This is a genomic window from Candidatus Palauibacter scopulicola (assembly GCF_947581915.1).
GTDB lineage: Bacteria > Gemmatimonadota > Gemmatimonadetes > Palauibacterales > Palauibacteraceae > Palauibacter > Palauibacter scopulicola.
The window spans coordinates 129,567-155,103 of the sequence record NZ_CANPWG010000038.1; the positions used below are offsets into that span (position 1 = coordinate 129,567).

General features: G+C 68.2%; 17 protein-coding genes and 1 pseudogene. 12 read left to right on the forward strand and 6 right to left on the reverse strand.

Translation table 11 applies throughout. The features are described 5' to 3' along the window. Positions 1–76: 76 nt before the first annotated feature. On the forward strand, positions 77–1,645 hold the full coding sequence (locus tag RN743_RS07330) for a D-aminoacylase (protein ID WP_310778206.1): 1,569 nt from the start codon (positions 77–79) through the stop codon (positions 1,643–1,645). A 52-nt stretch (positions 1,646–1,697) separates the two neighbouring features. Here RN743_RS07330 and queF read toward each other — a convergent pair whose 3' ends face one another. From queF to RN743_RS07345, 3 genes are read right to left on the reverse strand one after another with little or no spacing between them, the layout of a single operon-like run. Beyond that, a complete protein-coding gene (queF, locus tag RN743_RS07335; RefSeq protein ID WP_310778209.1) occupies positions 1,698–2,102 on the reverse strand; it encodes a preQ(1) synthase in 405 nt (134 codons plus the stop codon). Then, a complete protein-coding gene (locus RN743_RS07340) occupies positions 2,099–3,343 on the reverse strand; it encodes a dicarboxylate/amino acid:cation symporter (protein ID WP_310778212.1) in 1,245 nt (414 codons plus the stop codon). Before RN743_RS07340 ends, queF begins: the two co-directional genes overlap by 4 nt. Then, on the reverse strand, positions 3,340–4,467 hold the full coding sequence (locus tag RN743_RS07345) for a hypothetical protein (RefSeq protein WP_310778215.1): 1,128 nt from the start codon (positions 4,465–4,467) through the stop codon (positions 3,340–3,342). The genes RN743_RS07340 and RN743_RS07345 overlap by 4 nt, the downstream gene beginning before the upstream one ends. 133 nt (positions 4,468–4,600) lie before the next feature. Here RN743_RS07345 and RN743_RS07350 point away from each other — a divergent pair, with 133 nt between their 5' ends. After that, positions 4,601–7,276: a sodium-dependent transporter gene (locus RN743_RS07350; protein WP_310778218.1), complete on the forward strand. Its 2,676-nt coding sequence runs from the start codon at positions 4,601–4,603 to the stop codon at positions 7,274–7,276. A gap of 15 nt (positions 7,277–7,291) precedes the next feature. Here the strand turns inward: RN743_RS07350 and RN743_RS07355 are convergent, their stop codons facing one another. Continuing rightward, entirely contained in the window at positions 7,292–8,410 is a 1,119-nt protein-coding gene (locus tag RN743_RS07355; protein ID WP_310778221.1) for a carboxypeptidase regulatory-like domain-containing protein, read from the reverse strand. A 248-nt stretch (positions 8,411–8,658) separates the two neighbouring features. Between RN743_RS07355 and RN743_RS07360 the strand changes: the two genes are divergently transcribed. Genes RN743_RS07360 through RN743_RS07370 form a run of 3 tightly spaced genes read left to right on the forward strand, consistent with a single transcriptional unit; the run spans position 8,659 to position 12,852 of the window. Beyond that, entirely contained in the window at positions 8,659–9,906 is a 1,248-nt protein-coding gene (locus RN743_RS07360) for a TolC family protein (protein WP_310778224.1), read from the forward strand. 58 nt (positions 9,907–9,964) lie between these two features. After that, the gene (locus RN743_RS07365) at positions 9,965–12,379 is read left to right on the forward strand and encodes a molybdopterin cofactor-binding domain-containing protein (protein WP_310778227.1); all 2,415 of its coding nucleotides are present in this window, start codon (positions 9,965–9,967) and stop codon (positions 12,377–12,379) included. Between the two features lie 53 nt (positions 12,380–12,432). Beyond that, positions 12,433–12,852 (forward strand): secondary thiamine-phosphate synthase enzyme YjbQ, encoded by a 420-nt coding sequence (locus RN743_RS07370; RefSeq protein ID WP_310778230.1) that lies wholly within the window; start codon positions 12,433–12,435, stop codon positions 12,850–12,852. Between the two features lie 7 nt (positions 12,853–12,859). On the opposite strand, the gene RN743_RS07375 is transcribed toward RN743_RS07370, so the two are convergent. Continuing rightward, positions 12,860–14,068, reverse strand: a complete 1,209-nt coding sequence (locus tag RN743_RS07375) for a Fic family protein (protein ID WP_310778233.1) — start codon at positions 14,066–14,068, stop codon at positions 12,860–12,862. A gap of 321 nt (positions 14,069–14,389) precedes the next feature. Between RN743_RS07375 and RN743_RS07380 the strand changes: the two genes are divergently transcribed. The 6 genes from RN743_RS07380 to RN743_RS07405 all read left to right on the forward strand — a co-directional run bounded on the left by RN743_RS07380 (position 14,390) and on the right by RN743_RS07405 (position 23,175). Beyond that, complete coding sequence (locus tag RN743_RS07380) at positions 14,390–15,568, forward strand: leishmanolysin-related zinc metalloendopeptidase (RefSeq protein WP_310778236.1); 1,179 nt, start codon at positions 14,390–14,392, stop codon at positions 15,566–15,568. 77 nt (positions 15,569–15,645) lie between these two features. Further along, positions 15,646–16,866, forward strand: a complete 1,221-nt coding sequence (locus tag RN743_RS07385; protein ID WP_310778240.1) for an efflux RND transporter periplasmic adaptor subunit — start codon at positions 15,646–15,648, stop codon at positions 16,864–16,866. Next, positions 16,863–18,098, forward strand: coding sequence for an efflux RND transporter permease subunit (locus tag RN743_RS07390; protein WP_310778243.1), 1,236 nt, complete (start codon positions 16,863–16,865; stop codon positions 18,096–18,098). The genes RN743_RS07385 and RN743_RS07390 overlap by 4 nt, the downstream gene beginning before the upstream one ends. Continuing rightward, positions 17,986–20,070, forward strand: a complete 2,085-nt coding sequence (locus RN743_RS07395; RefSeq protein WP_310778246.1) for an efflux RND transporter permease subunit — start codon at positions 17,986–17,988, stop codon at positions 20,068–20,070. The genes RN743_RS07390 and RN743_RS07395 overlap by 113 nt, the downstream gene beginning before the upstream one ends. A gap of 34 nt (positions 20,071–20,104) precedes the next feature. Then, on the forward strand, positions 20,105–22,132 hold the full coding sequence (locus tag RN743_RS07400) for a cytochrome P450 (protein WP_310778248.1): 2,028 nt from the start codon (positions 20,105–20,107) through the stop codon (positions 22,130–22,132). Positions 22,133–22,143: 11 nt separating this feature from the next. Next, on the forward strand, positions 22,144–23,175 hold the full coding sequence (locus RN743_RS07405; RefSeq protein ID WP_310778251.1) for a methyltransferase domain-containing protein: 1,032 nt from the start codon (positions 22,144–22,146) through the stop codon (positions 23,173–23,175). On the opposite strand, the gene RN743_RS07410 is transcribed toward RN743_RS07405, so the two are convergent. Further along, complete coding sequence (locus RN743_RS07410; RefSeq protein WP_310778254.1) at positions 23,172–24,215, reverse strand: Rieske 2Fe-2S domain-containing protein; 1,044 nt, start codon at positions 24,213–24,215, stop codon at positions 23,172–23,174. The genes RN743_RS07405 and RN743_RS07410 overlap by 4 nt on opposite strands. A 103-nt stretch (positions 24,216–24,318) precedes the next feature. Here RN743_RS07410 and RN743_RS07415 point away from each other — a divergent pair. Continuing rightward, a pseudogene (locus tag RN743_RS07415) lies at positions 24,319–25,537 on the forward strand (hypothetical protein); the annotation flags it as partial.

A 25,537-nucleotide genomic window follows, 5' to 3' on the forward strand; every position in this document is an offset into this window, starting at 1 on the left:
GCTGGTCCAATCATGGGGGACCGCGCCCGGGTCAGCTTCACGGGTTGATCGTCACGGAAACACGAAGGTACGCGATATGTCCGAACGAACGAAACGCGCACGCCAAGGCGGCCGCGGCCTCCGCCTCCTGGCGGCGCCGATCCTGACGATCGCAGTCGGCGCCGGCGCTCCGGAACGGGTCGCCGCGCAGGCGGCCATGGGCGCGGCGGAAGAGCCGGCCACCGTCCTGTTCACGAACGCGACGCTCGTCGACGGGACGGGTGCGCCCGGATATGTCGGGGACCTGCTCATCGAGGGGGGGGCCATCGCGGCGCTCGGCGCCCCGGGTTCCATCGAGGCTCCGCCCGACGCGGAACGGCGCGACCTCACGGGTCTCGTCCTCGCCCCGGGCTTCATCGACATCCACAACCACTCCACGAACCGCCTGTTCGACTTCCCGCTGGCCACGACCCAGCTCGCGCAGGGGATCACGACGATCGTGGTCGGGGCCGACGGCTCCTCGCCGTGGCCGGTCGCGGACTACCTCGGGCGCATCGATGAACTCCGGCCCACGGTGGATGTCGCGACGCTCGTCGGGCACGGGACCGTGCGCAGTCTCGTGCTGGATGAGGATTTCCGGCGCACGGCGACCGACGCCGAGATCGCGGACATGACGGTTCGCGTCGAGCGCGGGATGGCGGAAGGTGCGTTCGGCCTCTCGAGCGGCCTCGAGTACGACCCCGGCTTCTACTCCACGACGGGCGAACTCATCGCCCTCGCGCGGGCCGCGGCGGACCACGGCGGCTTCTATATGACCCACATGCGCGACGAGGAAGAGGGGCTCCTCGAAGCCGTCGACGAGGCCATCCGCATCGGGCGCGAGGCGGGCCTCCCCGTGCAGATGTCGCACATCAAGGCGGGGAACGCCTCCGTGTGGGGACGGGCGCCCGACGTGCTGGAGCGGATCCGGCGGGCGAACGAGGAGGGACTGGACGTGACGGCGGACCAGTACCCGTACCAGGCCTGGCAATCCGGGCTCGCGATCGTGGTCCGTTCGAGGATGTTCACGAACCCGGACTCCGTGGCGAAGGGGATCGCCGCGGCGGGCGGCGGGAACCGGCTGCAGATCGTCGCCTTCTGGTCCGAACCCGAACTGAACGGACTGAGGCTGGACGAGATCGCCCGGCGCCGGGGGATGACGGACGTCGAAGCCTACATTTGGATCATGGAGAACGGGGGCTCGGGGCTCATCGGCCACACGATGAACGAGGAGGACGTCGATACGTTCATGGCCTCGGAGTGGGTGATGACGGCGAGCGACGGCGGGGTGCGGAGCGCGCACCCGCGCGGGGCGGGGACCTTCCCGCGCGTGCTGGGCCACTACGTGCGGGAGCGCGGCATCCTGACGCTGGAGCGTGCGGTGCGGCGCGCGACCTCGCTGCCGGCGCGGCGGCTGGGGCTGGACGACCGGGGCGTGCTGCGCGCCGGAGCCCGGGCCGACCTCGTGATCTTCGACCCGGAGCGCGTGGTGGACCGGTCGACGTTCGACAACGGGACCCGGCAGGCGGAGGGCGTGGAGAGCGTGTGGCTCGGCGGCATCGAGACCTGGTCCGCCGGGGAGCCGACCGGCGCCCGCCCCGGCCGCGCCATCCGGCACGCGCGCTGAGCCCCCCGGCTGACGTGCGCCCGCGCCCGCACTCGCGGAGAGGGCGGAAACTTCAGTCGGCGGCCGCCTCCCCGCGCTCGGCGGTCGCGACGATCTCGATGCCGCCGCGCACGTTCTGCTCCACCTCGACGCGCACCCGGCGCGGCGCCACGGCGTAGACCACGTCGTCGGCGATCCGGGCCGCGAGCGTCTCGCAGAACTCCCCCTCGTCCCGGAACGACCACAGGTAGAACTTGAGCGCCTTCGACTCCAGGCAGCGGTCGCGCGGCTCGTAGTCGATCGTCACCCGTCCGAAGTCCGGCTGTCCCGTCTTGGGGCACAGCGAGGTGAACTCCAGCGCCCGCAGCCGGACGCGCTGGATGTCGGCCGCCGGGATCGCCTCCGCGCGCAGCGTCTCGCGTCCCTCCTCCGGATCCCGGGGCCGCGGCAGCGGACCCGCGGCGGGGAGTCTCGTCATCCGTCCTCCGTCCCTTCGTCCATCTCTTCATCGTCATCGTTATCGTTCTGCGTCATCGCATCGACGGTCGTGGCGGCGGCCATGTGGCCGATGACGTTCGTCGCCGAGCGGAAGACGTCGGGCACGCGGTCGATCCCGAGCAGGATCCCGAGTCCGGCCAGCGGCACGCCCACGACATCGAGCGCCGGCACCATCGACACGATGCTCGCGCTCGGCACCGGTGCCACCGTCATGGCGGCGAGGAAGATCGCGAGGACCGCCGCGGCGATCAGTCCCGCGTCGAGCGGCACCCCGTACATGGCCGCGAGGAAGACGAGCGACGCGCTCTGGAAGAGGGCGCTCCCCGGCCGGTTGATCGAGGCCGCCAGTGGGAGGATCAGCCGGTAGCGGTCCTGCCGGAGCCCCAGCTTCTCCGCCTCCTGCAGCATCATCGGCAGCGTGCCCACCGACGTCGTCGTGGAGAAGCCCACGGTGTACGTCCCCACCGTGCCGCGGATGAAGCGCCCCGCCGGCATGCCGCCCACGAAGCGGACCATCGGCAGCAGGATGAGACCCTTGAGGATGAAGAGGCCCACGACGACCGCGAGGATGAAGACGGCGAGGTTCTGGAGCAGCGCCAGCCCCGTGCGCGCGACCACCGGCGCCGCGAGGCCGAACACGCCAACGGGCGCCGTCCACAGGACCCAGTTCATGAGCTTGATAAGCGCGTCGCCGAGCGACTCCGCGAATCCCGTGAGCGTCTCCCGCTTCTCCCGCGGCAGCGTCGTTGTGGCCGCCGCGAGAAGGACGGTGAAGATGAGGATCGAGAGCAGCGACCCATCCGCCGCCGCCTGTACCGGGTTCCTGGGCACGAGGTTCACGAGGAAGTCGATCACGCCCGGGTTCGCCGTGTTCAGTTCCGTCGTCGGCGTCGGGGGCGGCACCGGCGCCGTGAAGGTGAGCGCGAAACCCATCACGCCCATCCCGATGAGGATCGCCGGCAGCGTCGTGACCCAGAAGAAGCCGACCGAGAGGCCGCCGATCCGCCCCAGCTTGCGGAGGTTTCCGATCCGCGCCACGCCGACGAACACGACCGCGGCCACGAGCGGAATCACGACCATCTGGATCGCGCGCAGGAAGACCTGTCCGAGCGGCGCGACGGCCTCGGCCGCCCGCAGGAGCGCGGGAGATCCGGTGGCGGAGGCCGCGACGCCGAGCCCCAGCCCGAGCACGAGGCCGATGAGAATGGCGCGCGTGTTCACGTCCCCTCGCTCCCTTCGGTTGTCCCGGCGGTTCCCGCTTCTCGCCGCTTACGGAACGCGAGCCACGCGCCGACGGTGAGGACGGGCAGGACGTAGTAGACGATGAACCCCCACGTGATCGTCCCGTATCCCTGGCGGATGAGGTCGATGAGGCCGAGAGGAGTGAGGGAGAGCGCGACCCCGAGGAAGACCGCCGCGACCGCCGGCCGCGCCCAGCTCGGCATCCCGGCCCCCCGCTCGCGCCGCGTGACGGCGAGCCGCTCGTTCACCGCGTGGATCATCCCCGTCCCGGTCTCGATCAGGGTGCCGAAGAGGATGACCTGGTAGGCGATCTGGAACGTCCTCGACCCGAGCGTCTCGAGGATGAAGTTCGAGGGAACGGTCGCGTCGACGATCGCGGGGTAGTGCGGCACCATCGCGAGGTAGAAGAAGAACGCCGGCAGCATCCCGATGACGCCGGCCAGCAGTCCGGCCCACACGGCCTGGTTCCGGGTCCGGATGTGGCGCACGGTGAACAGGGCCACGGCGGCGGCGGAGAGGTTGTAGCCGCCGTACTGGACCCCCTTCACGAGCCAGTCGCCGTCGAGGCTGCTGGCGGCGAAGCTCGGGCCCAGCGTGGACCCGAAGCGCACCAGCGACCACACGACGAGCGCCACGAACACGGCATAGAGGGCGAACGACCAGCCGGCGAAGAAGCGCTCGATCGCGGCGCTGCCGTAGAAGAGGAGCAGCGCGACCGCGCCCAGGGCCACGATCACGCCCAGCCAGTAGGGGAGTCCGAAGGTCTCGTCCGCGATCGAGCCCGCCGCCGCCCCGATGACGGCCAGCACGAGCAGCGTCAGCAGCACGTACGTGACCTCGAACAGGGCCCAGGACGGCCCGAGCAGCCGCTTGAAGAAGGTGCGGTACTCGTAGCTGCGGGACTGCCGCGCGAGTTCGAACGTGACCGCGCACACCGCGCTCCAGATCGCGGTCGAGAGCGCCATCGCCCACAGGCCGGGCGTGGGGCCGATCGAGAGGAAGAACTCGACGTTCTCCCGCCCGGTGCCGTATCCGCCGGCGATGACGGCCGACTGGAAGACGAGCCCCGGCAGCAGATAGCGGCGGAACCAGGGAGCTTTCACGCTGGCGTCCCTTTCTCTCGGCCGGCCCCTGCCCCAAGGTTTCGCCCGTCAGCGAGGGGCGAGTGCACCGGGGCGCCGGGCGCCGGCGGCCACATGCGACCCGCCAAGCTACTCTCGACACCGAGGGCCGGCGATGGAACGAGACAGCCGAGAGACGTTCGGCTCACGCTTCGGGCTCGTGGCCACGATGATCGGCGTCGCCGTCGGTCTCGGGAACGTGTGGCGCTTCCCGTACATGGTCGGCGAGTTCGGCGGGGCTCCCTTCGTGGCCTTCTACGTCCTCGCCGTGGTGCTGATCGGCGTTCCCGCGCTCATGGCGGAATGGACGCTGGGCCGGCACACCCGCCGCGGCCCGGTCGGCGCGTTCGAGTCGGCCGGTCTCCCCTTCGGCCGCGCCCTCGGCTGGATCTTCTTCGTCGGCGTCACCGCGGCCACCGGCTACTACTCGAACGCGCTCGGCTGGGTACTGTACCACGCCCTGGCCGGGCTGCTCTCCGGCGTCGGGATCGAGATCGCCGCCGCCGCGATCCTGCCCCCGGACGAGGGGTTTTCGCTGCGCTCCTTCCTCCTGCAGTGCGTCTGCACCGGCGCGGTGCTCCTCACCTGCGCCGCGGTGCTGCGGCGCGGCCTCCGGGGCGGGATCGAGAAGGCGAGCCGCTTCATCGTGCCGGCGCTCCTCGGCGGCCTCCTCATCCTCATCATCCGCTCGCTCACGCTGCCCGGCGCGGGCGAGGGCCTCCGCTGGTACCTCGGCGCCTTCGATCCCGGCGCGCTCACGCCGCCCGTCATGCTGGGGGCGCTGGGCCAGGCGATCTTCAGCCTCTCGCTGGGCGGCACGTTCATGGTCGTGTACGGCTCCTACCTGAACCGCGGCGACCCTCTGCGCGGCAACGCCGTCTTCACCGCGGGCGGCGACCTGTGCGCCGGACTCCTGGCGGGGCTCGCCATCTTCCCCGCCGTGTTCGCCTTCGGGCTCGAACCGGCGAGCGGTCCCGGTCTCCTCTTCGTCACGCTGCCCGACGTGTTCGGGCAGATCCCGGCCGGGGCCGTGTTCGGGACGCTCTTCTTCCTGGCGCTGTTCGGGGGCGCCTACCTGTCGGACGTGGCGGCGCTGGAGGTGCTGGTGGCCGGGGTCACCGACAACACCGGGATCGGGCGCTCGCGCGCCGTCACGCTGACGACCGTGGTCGTGTTCGCGTTTGCGCTGCCCCCGATGATCAACATGAACGTGTTCACGCCCTGGGATCTGACCTTCGGATCGGGTTTCCAGACGCTCGGCGCGCTGCTCTCGGTTGTCGCCGTGGGGTGGGCGCTGGACCGCTCCGAAGTGCTGCGGCAACTGGCGGCGGGCGAGGATGGGCCCCGCGGGCGGCGGGTGCCCACGCTCTGGCTCTACTACTGGCTCCGCTTCGTCATCCCCGCCGCGATCCTCGCCGTCGGAGCCTGGTGGCTGCTGCGGGACGTGCTGGGCAATGCGGGCGCCGGCCCGCCGCCCGCTGCCCGGGCCACTCTGGCCATCGAGGAGGTCTCGGTCCTTCCGATGGATGGCGAGCGCGTGCTCGCCGGCGTGACGGTGCTCATCGGCGACGGCCGCGTGCTCGCCGTGAGTCCGTCGGCCGAAGCGGAGGTCCCGGACGGCGCCGAGCGGGTCGACGGCCGCGGCCGCTTCCTCATCCCGGGCCTCCACGACATGCACGTCCACTTCGGGGAGGAGTCGGCGCTCGGGCGGTTCCTGGCCACCGGAGTCACCGGCGTGCGCATCCTGTCGGGCGGGCCGCACACGCTCGACTTTCGCGACCGCGTCCGGAGCGGCGCACTGGCCGGCCCGGACATCCACACGGCGGGGCCGATCATCGAGGGGTTGCCGCCGCCGGGGTTCGCCGCCGTCATCGACACGGCGGGACGCGCGATCGTCCACGACAGCCTCGACGGCGCCCGCACTGTGCGGGAGCAGCATGCCGCCGGGTACGACTTCATCAAGGTGTACAACAACGTGCCCGCGGCGGCCTACCGGGGCGTCGTCGCCGAGGCGCGCGGGCTCGGGATCCCGGTGGCGGGACACGTGCCCTTCGAGGTGGGACTCGATGGCGTCCTCGCGGCGGGCCAGGCCAGCATCGAACACCTGCGCGGGTACATCTGGCACCTCGTGCCCGAGGAGGCGCCGGCCCAGCCCGGCCCTGATTTGCGGTCGCGCACGCTCGCCTGGGCTCACGGAGATCCCGCGCGGATCGGAGCGCTCGCCGAGCGGACCCGCCGGGCCGGCTCGTGGAACGTGCCCACGCTCTCGGTCCGCATGATTCACAAGCCGGACCGCCTCCTCGATGCGTACCTCGCCACGGAGGAGGCGTCGCACATGACCGCCGCCATGCGCCGCTTCTACACCGAGCGCATGTCGATCCCCTGGATGAGCAACTTCTCGCCGGATGACTTCGAGGCCGCGCTGGATGGTTTCGCGGTGGCGGATTCCCTCATCCGCGCCCTCGTGGCCGCCGGCGCTCCCGTGATGGCCGGCACGGATACGCCGCCCCTCGGCTTCGCCCTCCATCGCGAACTGGAGGAACTCGTCGCGGCGGGTCTGTCACCGTACGAGGCGCTGCGGAGCGCCACGGTCAACCCGGCCCGCTTCCTCGGACGGGAGGGGGGCGCCGGCATGGTGGTCGACGGGAGCCCCGCCGACCTCGTGCTGCTGGAGGGCAATCCGCTGGAAGCGATCGGCAACACGCGCCGCATCGCCGGCGTCGCGAGGCGCGGCGAATGGCTCGACCGCGCGACACTGGACGCGATGCTGCGGGAGGCCGCAGGCCGCTGACCCCCGCCCGCGGGCCTACTTCGTCCAGATCGCGACCACGCCGCACCGGGAACTGGATCCGCCGAACTCGGCCGGCAGCGATGCCGGACCCTTGTACACCTCGACGCCTCCGATTTCGACGGGCGACACCCACAGGTCAGCCTCGCCGAGGCTGCTGATGTGAACGCCATCGAGGTAAATCTGCATGTGGCAACGCGAACCGGAACCGCTGGCCAGCCGCGTCGAGTACAGCCTGCAGGTGCGCGAACCCACACGACAATAGCGTCGGATCGACGCTTCCTCCATGACCATGTCGGATATGACCCCAGGGTGGCGGCGCTCGATATCGGCCGCGGTGTAGAAGGTGCCGAGGCCGAGCAGTTCGCCCCAGCGCTTCCGCTCGTAGAAGCCCTTGATCTCCAGCCGGCGCAGGCGCACCGCCGTCGCCACGAGCGGTTCCATCTCGAGCGGAGCGGGGACCAGACCGATCTGGATGTCCGTGGTGGCTCCGCGGGCCACGTTGACCATGTGTCGCAGCGGAGCATACCCGAGATGCCGCACGGACAGTTCGTACACCCCCACCGGCACGTCGCTGAGGATGAATCCGCCCTGCCGGTTCGTCTGAACCGCCTGGGGACGGCCCCTGAGGGACACGGCGGCCGCGCTCACCGGAGCGTCGCTGAGGGCGTCCGTCACGGTGCCCAGCAGACGCCCATTCTCCACTGAAGCGACGCGAAGTCGGAGGACCACGTCCTGCACCGCCCCAGGCTGGAGCGGGACCTCCGTCTCGTCGCTGGCGGCGTCGCCGAACTCCGCCCACAGCGTAGCGCGCCCGACGCCGACGGGGACGCAGAGGACGAGTCGACCATCGGCCCCGGCCTGACCCCGCAGCGGCCCGTCCAACGCCCCCTCGTCTTCCGACGTCAGACGCACGGTCGCGAATGGAATCGGGATCGAGCCGGACTCATCCAGGACCGCGACCCCCAGGGGAACATCAGCGCCGCAGTCCTCCGTCTCCTGTCCCGCCAGCCCGGCGGCACCCGTCGCGAACGGCAGCGCGCCGAACAGGAGGCCGGTTCGCAGCGTCGCCCCACCCGTTTGCGCCGCGACGACGCAGCGGGACCGCTGCCGCGAGCATTCGCCCCGTTGATTCATGGCGCCTCCGAAGTACGTCCGTAAACGAGTTTCTCCGCGGAAGACCTGGCCGCTGACCGGCTTCGGTTGCGGCGGCACGATAGTCTGACGGCCAAATGTCGGGCGGCGTCACTCGTCACGCGGGCCCGCACTTGCAACGCGGCGCGGAGGTTGGTGAGGTTGGCCGTGAGATCCGGGTGCGCCGCCGGTCGAGGCGCCGGCCGCGTCGAGAGCCCATTTGGACCGCATCGGGCCATCGCAACGAGGATTTGAACATCCGCTACCGCACGCTTCCGGCGCTCTGCGCCCTTCTCCTTCTCCCGCAAGCTGCCGTCGGTCAGGAAGCTGTGCGCCGGGTCTCGCTCGCGCGGGCCCTGGAGGCGTTCGCGGAGAACAGCCTCGCGCTCAGGATCGCGCGCTCCGAGGCCGCCGAAGTCGCCGGAATCGCGCGCCAATCTCGTGTCTGGTTCAACCCGTCGCTTTCGGTCAGGCGCGACGACCTCGACCGCAACGGCGACGAGTACTGGGAGGAGAATCTGCTCCTCTCTCAACCCCTGGAGTGGCCGGGTCGAACCGCGGCCCGTCACCGGGCGGCCACCCACACGATCGAAGCGAGCGCCGCCCGTTTCCGCGGCGACTCGATGCGGCTCGCCTTCGACGTTCGCGAGGCCTGGGCGCTCGCGTGGTTCGCGGAAGCGGCGGAACGCACGGCGCGGCAGGCCGCGGCGGTGATCCGGGAGGTGGCGGAGGACGCGGAAATCCGCCTGGAGGAGGGGGACATCTCCGCCTACGAAACGAGGCGGTTACGACTGGCACGAGTGCGGGCCGAACAGGATGTGGCGGAGGCCGAACTCCGCGCCCGTGACGCGCGCCGGCGCCTCGCGGCGCTGACCTTTCCCGGCACGGGAATCGAGGAGGTCGGACCGTCCACGGGGCTTGAAGGGTTGCCGCCCCTGGTGACTCGAGATGACGCGCTGGGCGCGTTGCTCGAGCGGCCGGACCTGGAGGCCGCGGGCCGAGATCTGGACGCCGCGCAAGCCGAACTCGCCGTCGCGAGGTCCCGTTGGATGCCCGACCCGACCGTCAGCCTGGGATATCGCCGGCAGGAGGGCGGATTCGAGGGACTCAGCCTCGGTCTCGACCTTCCGTTACCGCTGTTCGACCGGGGAGCGGGAACCCGGCAGGCATCCGACGCCCGCAGCGCCGCGGCCGCCCATCGTCTCGACCTCCGGAGACGGCTGGCGGAGAACGATCTCCTGACGACCTCGGACCGCTACGCCTCCAGCCGCGCCCGTCTCGAAACAGCGGCCGATGGCTTGTCGGCGGATGCCGAGGCGCTGCTCGCCTCCGCGATGGCGGCCTACGGTGAGGACGAAATGTCGCTCCTGGAGTTGCTCGACGCGGCGAACGCCTTCCGGGGCGCCCGGCTCAGCGCCCTCTCCATGCGATCCGCGGCGTGGATCGACTACTGGGACCTCCTGCGCGCCATGGGAAGGGCCCCGGAACGCGAGCCGTGAGCCGGAAGCCCCGTCCACGGCTCATGCCCGGTCTGCGGGTCGAACGTAGATTGGACGCATGCACCCGAACGAACTGACGCCCGCACAGCAGGCCGCCGCGGAGGATCCGGATCGGCTCCCCGGGCTCGCCGACGCCGAGTTCACGGCGCTGGGCCGCCGCGCGCGCCGGGTCGAGGGGCTGCGCAAGTCGACCGGCCGCGAGATCTACACGGACGACATCGTCCTGCCGGGCATGCTGCACGGGAAGATCCTCCGCTCCACCGAGGCGCACGCGCGGATCGTCTCCATCGACACGTCCGAAGCCGAGGCCCTCGACGGCGTGTACGGCGTCATCACCGGACGGGACCTGCCGACGCCGTACGGGATCATCCCCTGGACGCGCGACGAGCACGCCCTCTGCTTCGACAAGGTGCGCTTCATCGGAGATGCGGTGGCTGCCGTGGCCGCGGTCGACGAGGACACGGCGAACGCGGCGCTCGGGCGCATCCACGTCGAGTACGAGCCGCTTCCCGTCTATCTCTCGCCCGAGGAGTCGCTGACGCCCGAGGCCGCCGCGGAGCCCATCCACGCGCCGCGCAAGCCGGGGGCGAACGGCAACGTCCTCAAGCACGTCCACCTCGAGTTCGGGGACGTGGACGCGCGGATGGCGGAAGCGGACGTCACGATCGAGGGGGAGTACTTCTTCCACGGGACGACGCACACGCCGATCGAGCCGCACTGCGCGATCTCCCGCCTCAACCCGGATGGCGCCCTCGAGGTGTGGTCCTCGACGCAGGTCCCGCACTACCTGCAGCGCGAACTCGCGCGGGTGCTCGACCACGACGTGGCGAAGGTGCGGGTCGTACAGCCGGCCGTCGGCGGGGCCTTCGGCGGCAAGTCCGAGCCGTTCGATCTCGAGTTCTGCGTGGCGCTCCTCGCGATGCGCACGGGCCGTCCGGTGAAGATCCTCTACACGCGCGAGGAGCTTTTCTACTCGCACCGCGGCCGCCACCCCATGCACATGAAGTATCGGCTCGGCGCCTCGCGCGACGGGAAGCTCCGGGCGCTCGACGCGCACACGACGCTGGACGGGGGCGCCTACGCCTCGTTCGGTCTCGTGACGACGTACTACTCGGGGCAGCTCCTCACCTCGCCCTGCCACATCGAGTCCTACCGCTTCGACTCGACCCGGGTCTACACGAACGTGGCCCCGTGCGGCCCCAAGCGCGGCCACGGCTCGGTACAGCCGCGCTTCGCGTACGAGATCTCGCTGGACAAGATGGCCGAGAAGCTCGGCCTCGACCCGTTCGAACTCCGCCGCCGCAACTTCATGGGCACGGGTCGGACGGTGAACGAGTTCAAGGTCCAATCCAACGGCTTCCTGGAGTGCCTCGAGGCGGTGGAACGCGCCAGCGACTGGAAGAAGCGCCACCGGCGGCTGCCGAGGGGTCGCGGTCTCGGGATGGCGGCCTCCTCGTACATCTCCGGCACGAACTACCCGATCTACCCGAACGCGATGCCCCAGGCGGCGGTGCAGGTGCAGATCGAGCGCTCCGGCCGGGTCGCGATCCTGCACGGCGCCTCGGAGATCGGGCAGGGGTCCGACTCCACGATGGCCTACATCGCGTGCGAGGAACTCGGCGTCCCGCTCGAATACGTGCGCGTCTTCTCCGCCGACACGGACCTCACGCCGGTGGACCTGGGCGCCTACTCCTCGCGCGAGACCGTCATGGTGGGGAACGCCTGCGTCGAGGCCTGCCGTACGCTGCGCGCGCAGGTCGAGGAAGCCGTCGGGGAGCAGTGGGGCGTGCCGGCGCCGCGGGTCCGTCTGGCCCGCGGCTGGGCTTTCGACGCGGAGGCTCCCGAAGACGCCGGCCGCCGGATCCCGATCTCCGAGGCGTTCAACGTCGCCGAGACGAAGTTCGGACTGCTCGGCGCCGTCGGCTCCTACGACACGCCGAAGGATGTCCACGGCGAGTACCGCGGCGGCACGATCGGATCCTCGCCCGCCTACTCGTTCACCGCGCACGTGGCCGAAGTCGAGGTCGAGGAGGACACGGGCGTCGTCGGCGTGAAGAACATCTGGGTGGCGCACGACTGCGGCCGCGCGCTCAACCCGGTGCTCGTCGAAGGCCAGATCGAGGGCTCCGCCTACATGGGCTTCGCTGAGGCGATCTTCGAGGAGCAACTCTTCCGCGAAGGAGAGGTGGAGGGCGGCCTGCATACGTCGCCGTCGCTCCTCGACTACCGGATCCCCACCTCCATGGACTGCCCGGAGTTCGAGGCGCTCATCGTCGAGTCAGTGGATCCGGAAGGCCCGTACGGCGCCAAGGAGGCGGGCGAGGGGCCGCTGCACCCGTCGCTCCCGGCGATCGCGAACGCGATCCACGACGCGGTCGGCGTCCGCCTCGATGCGCTCCCCTTCACGCCGCAACGCGTGTGGAGAGCCCTGCGCGCCCACGCCGCCGGGGCCGCGCGCGAGGACGTCGCCTGACAGCCCATGGCGCAAGCCCCGCTGCGTTCGAGCGGCGAGCGCATCCCGCCGGAATGAAGCAGTTCGTCCGACAACTCGGGGTCGAGACGCGGGGGAAGGGTCTGTACGAGATCACCGGCCCGATTCTCGAGTGGGTCGCCACCCTTGAGATCGAGACGGGCATGCTCACCGTCTACATCCGCCACACGTCGGCGTCTCTGACGATCCAGGAGAACGCGGATCCGGACGTCCTCCACGACCTCTCGAACTTCTTCGCCCGCCTCGTTCCGGAGGGCGACCCCCGCTACCGGCACACGATGGAGGGGCCGGATGACATGCCGGCCCACATCCGGTCGGCCCTGACCCAGACGCACTTGGCCATCCCGGTGCTCGACGGAGCGCCGGCACTGGGTACCTGGCAGGGGATCTTCCTCTTCGAGCACCGCCGCCGCCCCCACCGGCGAACGGTCGTGCTGCACGCCGTCGGCGAATAGGGAGTTCCTAGCGAAGGTGTGGCTCGAGCTGTCCGGTGGGGCCGTATCTGCCGATCGCTCCGAAGTCGAGACCAACGACAGATTCACCTGCGACCGAATCCTGCTCGAAGACGATGAAGCCAAGTTCCGCAAGGCGCGTGAGTTCTCGAACGAAAGTCCTGGGAGTAACGACGCGATACACCGTGCGGACGAAGGGTGAATCCACCAGCTCGCGGAGCAACACTCGTCTGGAGGGGTCTTCCGAGAACGGGTCGATCGGCTCGGTTTCCTCAAGGAGAAAAACCAGAAGACCATGCTCCCGCTCGTTGATGAGACGGCGACGTTTGCTGATTCGTTCTCCGAGCGCCCAAGTCAGCGTCGAACGATAGACCAAGCGATTCAGCTTCGACTTAATGAAGGAGTTGATCCCCTTCAACTCGGCGTCAAACCCCTGAAGCCCGAACTCCACGAAGGGATCCACGCTGACCGGTTGCTCCCTGCGGCATTCCTGCAGGCGCCTCTTGTAGAGGTCCCCGTTGCGGTAGAAGTAGTTCGAGAGCCCGTAGAAACCATGGACGTTGTATCCTCCTTCGAAGAGGATGGCTGCCTCGACCAGTCTCGACACACGTCCGTTGCCGTCTCCGAACGGATGGATGGTCGCCAGGAAGAAATGGGCAAGCAGCGCTCTGACCACCGGATGTTCATCCCGCACGCGCCGAGGATTAACGAAAGCCACGAAGCCGTCGAGCAGATTCGAGAGGTTCTCGTGAGGCGCCCCCAGGTGAACTCCCCCCAGTGCCGGCGTACCGACCTGCACGCCGTGTGCTCGCAAGCGGCCGGGAACGTTGTTGACCTCGTCGGACCCCCGCGTCATCAGCCTATGCATGTGGAGGATATCCGCAACGCTTAGCGGCGGCTTACCGGGCCCGAATCTCTCGCGAACCCAGTCTTGGGCGGCGTTCGCATTCTCGACCTGAAGGGCTTCCTTTGTTGTCGAATCGGCACGCGTATCGCGTTCCAGCAGTTCACGCACCTGAGCCTCCGACAGCGGGTTTCCCTCGAGGGCAGTCGTACCGCGAATGGTTCTGATGCGGTTCAGTCGGTCGAGTTGGTCCTTCCAGTCCGGCGGCAGCAGAAGATTCTCTACCGCCTTCTTGCTTGCCTCGATTTCTACCAGGAGGCTCTGCAGGTGCCGTCCGTCAAGGTGATATTCGAAGCTGAACTCTCGCCAATCCATAGGTCATGACACCTCATGTGACTTCTTATTTGACATCTTGTTTGACACGATAAGATACCATATTATAACTAGATACGCAGTTTATGGCAACAGCCACGACCACTTACATGACAGCTTGCATGACAAGATGCTTGTATGCTCGTCCGAACGCCCCTCCGCAATCTTGTTACCTTCGCTTGAGCCAACGGGAGGATGAATGACCGATGTTGAAAGCGCTTGAGAGTGGAGGACGTTCGGGCCAGCCACGCGTGCGGGCGGGATAGTTCGGGCGCTCGGCTGCGCCGGACGGTTTCCGGAAGGCCCGGTTTCAGGGCGTTCGTGGTGCTGGTTGCCGCCTGGGCGGCGGCGTGCGGGGACGGGAGCACGGACCTTCCTCTGACGCACGCGCCGAGGGCCATCGGCGTGCTTCCCGACCTGGAACTTCCCCGGGGTGAGTCCGCGCTGGTGGAGGTGTCGGGCCTCTTCAGCGACGCGGACGGGGATGTGCTTTCCTACGAGGTCCGGTCTTCGGCCCCCGGGGTGGTCGCGGCGGAGGTGTCGGGCGGCACGGTGCGGCTGGTCGCCCTGGCGCACGGGATGGCCACGGTGGCGATCACGGCACGCGATCCCCAGGGCCGGGCCGCCGCCCTCCGCTTCGAGGTCACCGTACCGAACAGGTTCGACATCGAGGTCCGCTTCGACAGTACGGCTACCGAGCCGCGGCGGGCGGTAGTCCTCGCGGCGGCGGAACTCTGGATGTCGGTGCTGGCGGATACGGAGCTGCCGGAGGTGCCGGTCGATGACCGCATCGAATGTTACGGCGCGCACACGGCGGAACCGGTGGGGAGCGTCGATGACCTGATGATCCTCGTCGAGTTTCGGGACATCGACGGTCCGGGCCGCACGCTCGCCCAGGCCGGCGTGTGCCGCCTGCGCGAAGGGTCGATGCTGCCGTTCGCGAGCGTGGCGTTCTTCGACGTGTCGGACTTCGGCGGCCTCATCGACTCCGGCGACGCGACCGAACTCGCCGTTCACGAGATCGCGCACGCGCTCGGATTCGGCCTGCTGTGGCGCCCGCTCGGTCTACTCCGGGATCCTGCCCTCGGCGTGGGGGCGATCGACGCGCACTTCGTCGGTCCCGAGGCCGTCGCCGCCTTCGACGCGGCGGGCGGCACGGAGTACACCGGCGGGGCGAAGGTCCCGGTCGAGAACCTCGGCGGAGCCGGGAGCGCGAACCTCCATTGGCGGGGCGCCGTGCTGCGCGGGGAACTCATGAGGCCGCTCAACAGGATCGGAGTCCGGGAGACCCTGAGCGCGATCACGATCCGGTCGCTGGCCGATCTGGGTTACGTGGTCGACGCGAGCCTGGCGGAGCCGTACCTGCTCCCCGGCGTCGGCGCCGCGGACGAGGAACCCGGCCGCGTGGTCGATCTGGGCGACGATGTTCTCAGGGGTCCGGTGCAGGTCGTCGATGCGCAAGGACGCGTCGTGCGCGTGCTCCGCGACCGTTCGCCGGGGTAGTCCATCCCGTTGACCGAATAAACCGTACATTCCTATGCTCAGGCCGGCGTCCCTCGACCTCCATGGGGTAAGGCACAATGCTGCGCAGACTGCTGTTCGGATCCAGCCTCAGGATCATCGCCGTGATCACGGTCGGTACGATTGCGGTCGTGGCACTCATGCTCTCGCTGGCCCCCGAACCGGGAAGCCAGGAACCGCCCCCCCAGATCCCGTTTGCGCAAACGGCCAACGTTGTGGCCGGATCGGGTGCCATACCCGTGTTCGGATCCGGCACCGTGCGGCCAAGCGAGGAGATCGACGTCGCACCGCAGGTGGGCGGCAAGGTCGTCCGGGTGAGTCCGCGATTCCAGAGTGGAGGGCGCGTGGAGGCGGGCGAGACGCTCTTCCGCATCGAAGAAGCCGATTACGCCTACCGCGTGCAGGTAGCGGAAGCGAACGTCGCGGCCAGCCGCGTCGCCTTCCTCGAGGAACAGGAACGGGCAACGATCGCCAGCGCCCAGTATGAACTGTACGTGGAGCGGCGCGAGACGGGGCCTCCGCCGGCCGAGGCGAGTCCGCTCACGCTGAGGGAGCCTCAGCTGGAAGCGGCCAGCGCCGCGCTGAGCCGGGATCAGGCCCGGCTTGAGGAGGCGAAACTCGCGTTCTCCAGGACCCGGGTCACCGCGCCGTTCGATGGCTTCGTGCGCGAGGAATCCGTCGATGCGGGGCAGGTCGTGAACCCCGGGCAGCCCGTCGGACGCCTCTTCGCTTCGGGGGCGGTGGAGGTCGTCGTTCCCCTCTCCGACGCCGACGCCGCCCTGGTCCCCGGATTGTGGGGGCTTGAGGCGGGGGACGGGGCACGGGACGTAGCGGCTCGTGTGGTCGCCCACTACGGGGATGCCACGTACGCCTGGGAGGGCTACGTGGATCGGGGTGAGACTTCCGTTGACGCGCAGACACGCACCATCGACGTGATCGTGCGCGTGCCGGACCCGTTCGACCCAAGCGCGCCGGCGGGCCCGTCCGCCGCCGTCGGGGGCGATCCTCCGTTGCTGGTCGGCAAGTTCGTGGAGGTGGAGATCGAGGGAATCTCACCGGAGGACTACTTCCGGATCCCGCGAGCTGCGCTGCAACCCGGCAACGAAGTCTGGACGGTGGACGGCGACGGCGTCGTGAGCATCGTTCCGGTTCAGGTGCTGCAACGCGCCAACGATGCGGTGTTCGTCACCGGCGCCCTGCGGGGCGGCCAGGCGGTAGTCACCGGTGGACTTCAGTTCGCCACCGAAGGGATGCGCGTCCAGACCGACCCGGCGCGATGAATCCCGACGCGGGTCCCGAGCCGGACGACCGCCGCGAGCGGTCCGGCCCGCTCGCCTACATGGCCAGCAACGGCATCGCGGCCAATCTCCTGATGATGGGCATCGTCGCGGCCGGACTCGTGGCCCTGACCGGCCTCGAGCGGGAAGCCTGGCCCATCACCCCCTTCTACCACATCGAAGTCTCGATGGCCTATCCCGGCGCCACGCCGGAGGAGATCGAGGAGTCGATCGTCGTCAAGATCGAGGACCAGGTCAGCGGGCTCGATGACGTGAGGGCCGTCAAGTCCCTGGCGGCTCCGGGCATTGCCTCCGTGCGGATCCAGATGGATTCCCGTACGGACATGGATCGGGCCCTGGACGACATCGAATCTGCCGTCAATCGCATCCAGTCCTTCCCGGCCGGAGCCGAACGTCCGCGCTTCCAGGAGATGGACAACCGCTTCAGCATGATGCGGCTCATCGTCCACGGCGACGTCTCCGAGCGCTCGCTGAAGGAACTGGCGCATCGGATCGAGGATGACCTCGCCGCGCTACCCTCCGTCTCCCAGGTCGAGGTCAGCGGGGTCCGGAACTACGAGATCTCCATCGAGGTATCGCTTCACCGCCTCAGAGCCCTGGGACTCTCCCTCACCGACGTTGCCGGGGCGATCCGCCGCAGTTCGCTCGACTTGTCGGCCGGCAGCATCGACACGCGGGAATCCCAGGTTCGGGTGCGGACCCTCGGGCAGAACTACGACCAGCAGGACTTCGAGGAGATCGTCCTTCTCAGCGGCCGCGACGGCACGGTCGTGCGCCTCGGCGACATTGCCGAGGTCCGCGACGGGTTCCAGGAGGCAGACCTGATCGTCCGCCATCAGGACCGGCCCGCCGTATTCGTCGAGGTCTATCGGGCCGGTGGCGAGCAGGTGATGGATGTGGCCACGACGGTTCGCGAGCACCTGGCGAACGAGGTGATCCCGGCCTTGCCGGACGGCGTGGGCATCACCCTGTGGAACGACGAATCCCAGGCCTACGAGGAACGCGCCGATCTTCTTCTGAAGAACGGATTTCTGGGTTTGTTGCTGGTGCTGGTCGCACTGAGCCTGTTTTCTCCAGGTTCGGCTCGCCCTGTGGGTCGCCGTGGGCCTCGCCGTTTCGGGTGTAGGCGCGCTCGCCGCCATGATGGCATTCGACGTGGCGATCAACACCATCAGCCTCTTCTCCTTTGTCCTCGCCATTGGGATCGTCGTTGACGACGCCATCGTTGTGGCCGAGCACATTCAACACGAACGCAATCAGGGGACCCCGGGGGTCGCGGCCGCGATCCGGGGCGTCCGGCGGATCAAGGTGCCGTTGACGTTCGCGGTTCTCACTTCGGTGGTGGCCTTCGTCCCCTTGCTGTTCATCCCCGGCGGCGTCGGTGACGTATGGCGGGCTCTGCCGATCATCATGATCGCCATGCTGCTGTTTTCGCTGGTGGAATCGCTGTTCGTTCTGCCGAACCACCTGTCCCACCTGCCCGGTCCGGACTGGGTGCCGGCCAACGCGTTCGACCGATTCTTCTCGCGACTCCAGAGTCGTGTCGACGCCCAACTGCAGCGGTTCATCCAGGGGCCCCTGGACCGGGCCCTGCGGTTCGCCACGGCCCGGCCCGGGGTGACGATGACGGGGGCCGTTGCACTGCTCGTGCTGAGCATTTCCCTGCTGCCCGCGGGAATCGTCCCCACCACGCTGGCCGACGACGTGGAGGGCGATATCGTGACGGTCGTGTTGGAGATGCCCGATGGGGCCACCGCTCCGCGAACGTACGAAGTCGCGCTGGAGCTGGAGGCCGCGGGCCACCGGGTCATCGAACAACTCTCTCGAAGCCGCCCCGCGGACGCGCCGCCGCTGCTGACCGGTGTCACCGTGACCGTCGGACTGGGATCGAGAATCGAGGGCGGACTCAACCCGCAGCCCACCCTCAATCCGCAGGCCAATATCGCCACCATCGAGTTCAAACTCCTCGGTGCGCAGCAGAGGCGGATCTCCACCGGAGACGTCGTGCAGGCGTGGCGGGAGGAGGTGGGTGTGCTGCCCTACGTCCGCGGCATCACCTTCAGCGGCGAGATCTTCACCCTGGGGAACCCGGTCGAGGTCGTACTGTCACACCCGGACCCGGAGCGCCTCGCCGGGATCGCCGGCTCGGTGGTCGACGGACTCCGCAGCGTGAGGGGCGTCTACGACATACGGTCGGATCACGCCCCGGGCATCCCGGAGGTTCAGCTCGAGTTGCGGCCCGAAGCGCGCACGCTCGGTCTCACCGTGCAGGAGTTGGCGGGACAGGCGAGGGCCGCGTTCTTCGGCGCGGAAGCCGTCCGGGTGCAGCGCGGCCGGGAAGAGGTACGAGTCTACGTCCGGCTGCCCGCCGAAGAGCGAAACTCGATTACCGATATCGAGGGCTACCTGCTCCGGACGCCGGGCGGGGACGAGGTGCCGATGGTCAGTGTGGCGTCGCTGATCCCGGGCGTATCGCCCTCGGCCCTCCGGCGCAGGGATGGCCAGCGCGTCGTCACCGTCACCGCCGATGTGGACGCCTCGGTGATTTCCGGCGACGAAGCCAACGAGATCCTGGCCGGTTCGATCCTCGCGGACCTGGCCGCGGCGTACCCGGGCCTGACATACACGTTCGGGGGCGAGCAGCAGCAGCAGCTGGAGTCCATCGACGCGCTGTACCGCGGTTTCGCGGTCGCGCTGATCCTGATTTTCGCGCTCCTCGCCATCCCCCTCCGTTCATACACCAAGCCGTTCATCATCATGGCCGTCATCCCCTTCGGGTTCATCGGCGTGATCCTGGGCCACTGGATCCTGGGAGTAGCCCTGAGCGCCGTCTCCTTCATGGGGATCTTCGGTCTGAGCGGCGTGGTGGTGAACGATTCCCTGGTCATGATCGATTTCATCGATCAGAAACTCCGGGAAGGCGTCCCGCCGAGAACCGCGATCATGGAGGGGGCAAAGGGGCGTTTTCGTCCGATCATGCTCACTTCCCTGACCACGTTCCTCGGCTTCACGCCCCTGATCCTCGAGCGCGCGATCCAGGCCCAGTTCCTGATACCGTTTGCCGCTTCGCTCGGTTGCGGCATTCTCTTCATAACGGCCATACTTATGATGGTGGTTCCGGCGCTATGCACTCTACATCTGCGCTTGATGCCGTCGCGGCGTCCTTCGATTCCGAGCGCCGCATAGTGCACGTCGACCGCGGCGAGGCGAGAACCGACAAATGACGGTGCAGAGTCTGAAGGTCGAATCCCTGAGCCTCGTCGACGAACTCATCCTGATGCTTCTCGACGAGAAGGGAGGCTACTTCCATCAGGTCCCCGGCTGGCAGCTGAACTGCGCCGTGGTCGGCGGGGTGCTGGCGGAACTCTCCTTCCGGTCGCGGCTCGACTCGGACCTGACATCCCTGTACGTGGTGGACCGGGCCGAGACGGGCGATCCCGTCCTGGATCCCATCCTGAAGGAGATTGCGGACGAACCGGTCCAACACACGGCCCGGTACTGGGTCGAACGGCTCGCCCCCCGCGCCGAATCGGTTGTCGACCTGACCCTGGATCGCCTGGTTGAACGGGGGATCCTCCAACACCACGAGGGCGAATTCTGGACGCTGGCTCCCCCCGTCATGCATCGGCAGCAGTACGGGATGTTCGAGGAAGACGCGACTGACCAGTTCATCAAGGCGCGCATCGGCAACGTCATCTTCGCCGACGAGGTTCCCGAACCGAGAGACGCCGTCATCGTGTGCCTCGTCAACACCTGCGATGTGTTTCGCCTGATCTTCGAACTCGATGAAGCGGCGGAGGAGCGCATCAAGTGGATCTGTCAGTTGGACCTGATCGGCCGGTCCATCGCCGCTGTGGTCTCCGAGAACCTCGTCGGTCCGATCCGGAGACATACTGCTCTCGCCAAGAAGATTCCGACGGTTCCGCTGACCAGGCTGATGCGCAACCCGCATGTTCGCGACGGCAACCTGAACGCGCTCTTCGGCAGTCTCGCGGAGGAGTACGGCCCGGTGTTCCAGATCCGCCCGCCCTTCTCGAAGCGCATGATCTTCCTGGCCGGACTCGAGACGAATGAATGGATGCAAAAGCGCGGGCGCATGTACCTGAGGACCAGGGACTACTTCGCCGACTTCGAGAAGGTCTACGGCGCGGCCGGCGTTCTGCCCGCTCTGGACGGGGCCGACCACTTCCGGCTTCGCAAGTTCCTGTCGCCGGCCTATTCCCGCACGAGACTTGCAGGGCAGCTGGACGACCTCTACGGCAGGGGGCGCGCGTACATGTCGACCCTGACGGTCGGGGACTCCTACCGCGCCACGTCCATGGGCCGGGCCATGGTGAACGCCCAGCTGTCGCCGCTGTTCATCGGCGTCGACACGCAGGATCTCATGGACGACCTGATGGTCTACAAGGAGCGGGCCCTCAGCGTGCACATCGCCAGGATCCTGCCCAGGTTCACGCTGCATACCCCGGGCATGAGGCGTCGGGCGGCCGTCCTGGACACGCTGATGAAGCGGATCTTGAGCGTCCATACTCCCGCCCAACGCGTGGACAGCCCGCGGAACCTGGTGGACGACTATCTCAGCCTGCATGCCAGCGACCCGCAGTTTCTCCCGGAGTCCAACCTGCTCTTCGCTTTTTCCGCGGCTCTGATTGCCAGCGTGTACCTCGGCGACACGTTCAGCCTCGCAGTCTACGCCATGGTATCGCAGCCGGCGCTCTACGAGAGGATCCGCGCCGAAGCGGATGCGCTGTTTGCCAACGGTGACCCCGAAAAAGAGGATTTCACCCCCGCCAACATCGACGTGACGCATCGCTTCCTCATGGAGTGCATGCGCATGTACCCGATCGTGTCCATGTCCGTTCGGAACGTGATGAATACCTGCACGGTCGAGAACTACGAGTTGCCCCTGGGGGAACGGGTCCACATCGCCATGACCGCCACGCATTACATGAGCGACATCTTTCCCGAACCCCACAGGTTCGACATCGACCGCTTCCTGCCGTCGCGTCGTGAGCATCACAGTCTCGGGTTCGCCCCGTACGGGCTGGGTACGCACAAATGTCTCGGCACCCGCTGGATGGAGATGCACCTGGCGGCCAACCTGTTGATGCTGGCGCACTATTTCACGATCGAGGTGTCGCCGGCGAAATACGCCCGGAAGCTCCGCTTCAATCCGCTTCCATCGCTGAAGCCGAGCAAGAAGGTCAGGTTCCGCATCGCCGAGCAGAGGCGGGAGCTGCCCGCCTGAGCCCCCCCACAATGCGACTCGGCAAACTGTCGAAAGCGCTGAGAGCTGCGCACGCGGGATCGGGCGTCGCGCGTCGAGTCCGGCACCTCGAAGGCTGGCTTGATCGAGCGGCATCGGAGGCTGCGGGCGCGGGCACCTACGACCACGCGGAAACGGTCAGGGACTACTACGAGCTGTGCAACGGCTTCATGGTGTACGGCTGGGGCGAATCCCTGCACTTCGCGCCCCTCACGCCCAGTGAAAGCCTGGAGGAGTCCAAGCTCCGGCACCAGCGGGCGATGATCTCCATGTTGGAGCTGCAACAGGGCATGGAGGTGATCGACGTCGGGTGTGGAATCGGCGGCCCCATGCGCCGAGTCGTCCGCGAGGCGGGTGTCAGGGTCGTGGGCATCAACATCAATGAGATCCAGCTGGGGGAGGCGAAGAAGCTGAACGCCGAGGCGGGGCTGGAGCACATGACCGATTTCAGGAAGCGCAGCTTCGAGGACATGAGCGCCATCGAGGACGACACCTTCGACGCGGGTTACGCGATCGAGTCGACGTGCCATGCGCAGGACAAGCAACGCGCGTTCGCGGAGGTATTCCGCGTACTGAAGCCGGGCGCCCTGTTCTGGGGCCAGGAAATGTGCCTGACGGACCGGTTCGATCCGCGGGACGGCCGGCACCGGACCATCAAGCGGGAGCTCATGCGCGGTATCGCGCTGCACGACATCGCCACGTTCGGAGAAGTGAATCGCGCTCTCGAAGGGGCGGGATTCCAGGTCATCGAGGGGAGTGACTGGGAGGTCCGGGAAGGACCCGCTACGCCCTGGTATCAACCCATGGAGAGTCGGCACGGGACGTTGGGGAACGCGGTGCGCAGGCTCCCCTGGGGCCGCAAGGCGTTCATCGCGGGGTCGAAGTTGGCCGAGGTGCTGCGGTTCTTTCCGAAGGGCTCGGCGGAGGTGGTTCGACTCCTTGACCGAACCGCGGAGGCTTACGTCGCAGGCGGCAAGACGGGCATCTTCACGCCCCTGTATTGTTTCCTGGCGCGCAAGCCCTAGTCGGCGCTGCGGTCAGGGCTTCGAGGCGCCATCGCCGGGTCCGGATAGAACTGTCGGCAGTGTCGGCGGTACTTCCCGATGGGGCCGTCCGTCCGGCAAAGCCGCGGGGGAGACCGGTAGCGCTTCCTGTCCCAGATCACGATGTCCTGCAGGACGAACCGCCTCTCCTCGCGGAGGATGAAGTAATTCAGCACCCGGTGGCGCAGCGGCACGGGCAGGAAGCCCAGGCCCGAGATGAACCGCCCCGGTTTCCGGATCTCCCGCACCTGATTGACCATCGTCAACTCCACGAATTCGCCGTCGACGGGCGTCGTAAGCACCCACATGCGCGACCTTATGCCGACCGACTTCTCGTGAATCTCGACGAAGGAGTAGCCGAGTCCGTGGACGTGCGTGATGACCGAGACTTCGGAATGAATGTCCACCAGACCCAGGATCCGGCGCACCGCCTTGAAGTCGAAACAACTCTTCAGGTAGGCGCCGTCGACGGAAAAGTCGGTCGGCTCCACGTCGTGGTAGCCATGTGTGTACTCGAGGTGCTCCACGTCCACGGAGTTTTCCGTCGTCTCCTGGGGATGGCCTCGAAACCGCAGCTTGCAGGATCGGAGCCCGGTCCACTGGGCGCCGGTGGGTGGTTCGTCCGGCAGGTGCCACTGGGGGGCTCGGCCGCCGCTCCCCCACCAGGCGAAGATCATGCCGAGGATCTCGCGGGTCTCGTAGAGCTTCAACCTCGCGGCCTTCGGGGGCGGGGCATTGGGCGTGGCCACGCATTGGCCGGTCGTGTCGAACTCGAACCCGTGGAAGGGACAGACGAGGCAGCCATCGCGGACCAGGCCGCCCGTGCTCGGTCCCATGTGCGAGCCCAGGTGGGGACAGAAGGCGTCCGCCACGCAGATGCGGCCCTCGTCGTCGGCCCAGGCGACGATTTCCTCGCCCATCCACGTCTTCTCGATGAGCTTCGCGCGCTCGATGGAGGCGCGGTCTCCGATGAAGTACCAGCCTTCGGGAAACGGCGGCAGCGCATCGCTGTAGGTAGCCATGCTGGCGAACTTGGTTTCGGTCCCGCTGGCGCGTCAACTAGTGTACACTCGTGTGTTGGCGGTGGGCCGGGAACGGATCTCGAGAAAGTGAGGGATACGGGCGATGACTCTGAATTCTGCGCCGCGGGCCTCGCTCCTCCTGCTCCTGGCCGCGATGGCCGCCGGTCTGCCGGCGAACGGTTCCGGCCAGACCGCGGCCAGGGTTCCGCGCTTCGAGATCGCATCGTCGCCGATCGAACTCACGGGCCCCGTGCGTCCCGGCGAATACCTGGGGGTGACCGGGCCCCGGTCGGCGTGGCTCGGCCTCGAGACCGGAGAGGCGGAGTTGTGGGTCCACCCCGTCAAGGTCGGAAACGGGTTTCGGCTCGGCTTCTCGACCCCGGCCTACGGAGCGCCGATCGCGGGTAGCGCCGTCGCGCGCACGGTACACGTGCGGCCTGAACTCACGACGATCGCCTACAGCCACGCGGCCTTCCAGGTGCGCCAGCACATCCTTGCGCCCGCCGACCTCCCCGGCCTCCTGGTGCTGCTCGAGGTGGAGAGCCCCGAACCGCTCGAGATCATCGCCGAGTTCGAGCCCGTGCTGAACTACATGTGGCCGGGTTCGCTCGGGGGGCAGTACGCCTACTGGGATGCGGAACGGCGCGCCTTCGTGCTGTCGGAGAGCCTGCAGGAGACGAACGCCGTCGTCGGGTCGCCGTGGGCCGCGAACTCCGTGGAGCACCCGGCGCATCAACTGGGCGAGGCGCCGCGCACCATGGTGATCCCGGTCGACCCGGAACGCGCGCGCCGGGAGTTCATCCCGATCGCGGTGGTGGGGGGAACTGCGCCCCGGGAGGAGGTCTTCGCCAGCTACGACCGGCTGATCGCCGAAGCCCGTTCTTTGTACGACGCCAAACGGGCGTGGGCCGACTCGGTGCTCGCCTCCACCGTCTCCATCGAGTCGCCGGATCCACGGCTCGATCTCGCCCTGGAGTGGGCGAAGATCAACCTGGAGGAGCAGCGCGTCTGCAGTCCCGACCTCGGGTGCGGGTTCGTCGCCGGCTGGGGCCTGTCGCGCAACGGGACCCGTCCCGGGTTCGGCTGGTTCTTCGGCGGCGACGCGGCGCAGACGAGCTTCGCCATGGATGCGCTCGGCCAGTGGGAGCTGGTGGCGGAGGAACTCGCCTTTCTCGCGAGATACCAGCGCGAAGACGGCAAGATCACGCACGAGATCTCCCAGGCGGCGGCGCGCCTCCCGTGGTTCGACGTCTACCCGTACGCGTACTACCACGCGGACACCACGCCCTACTGGATGGTCGCACTGTACGAGTACTGGCGGG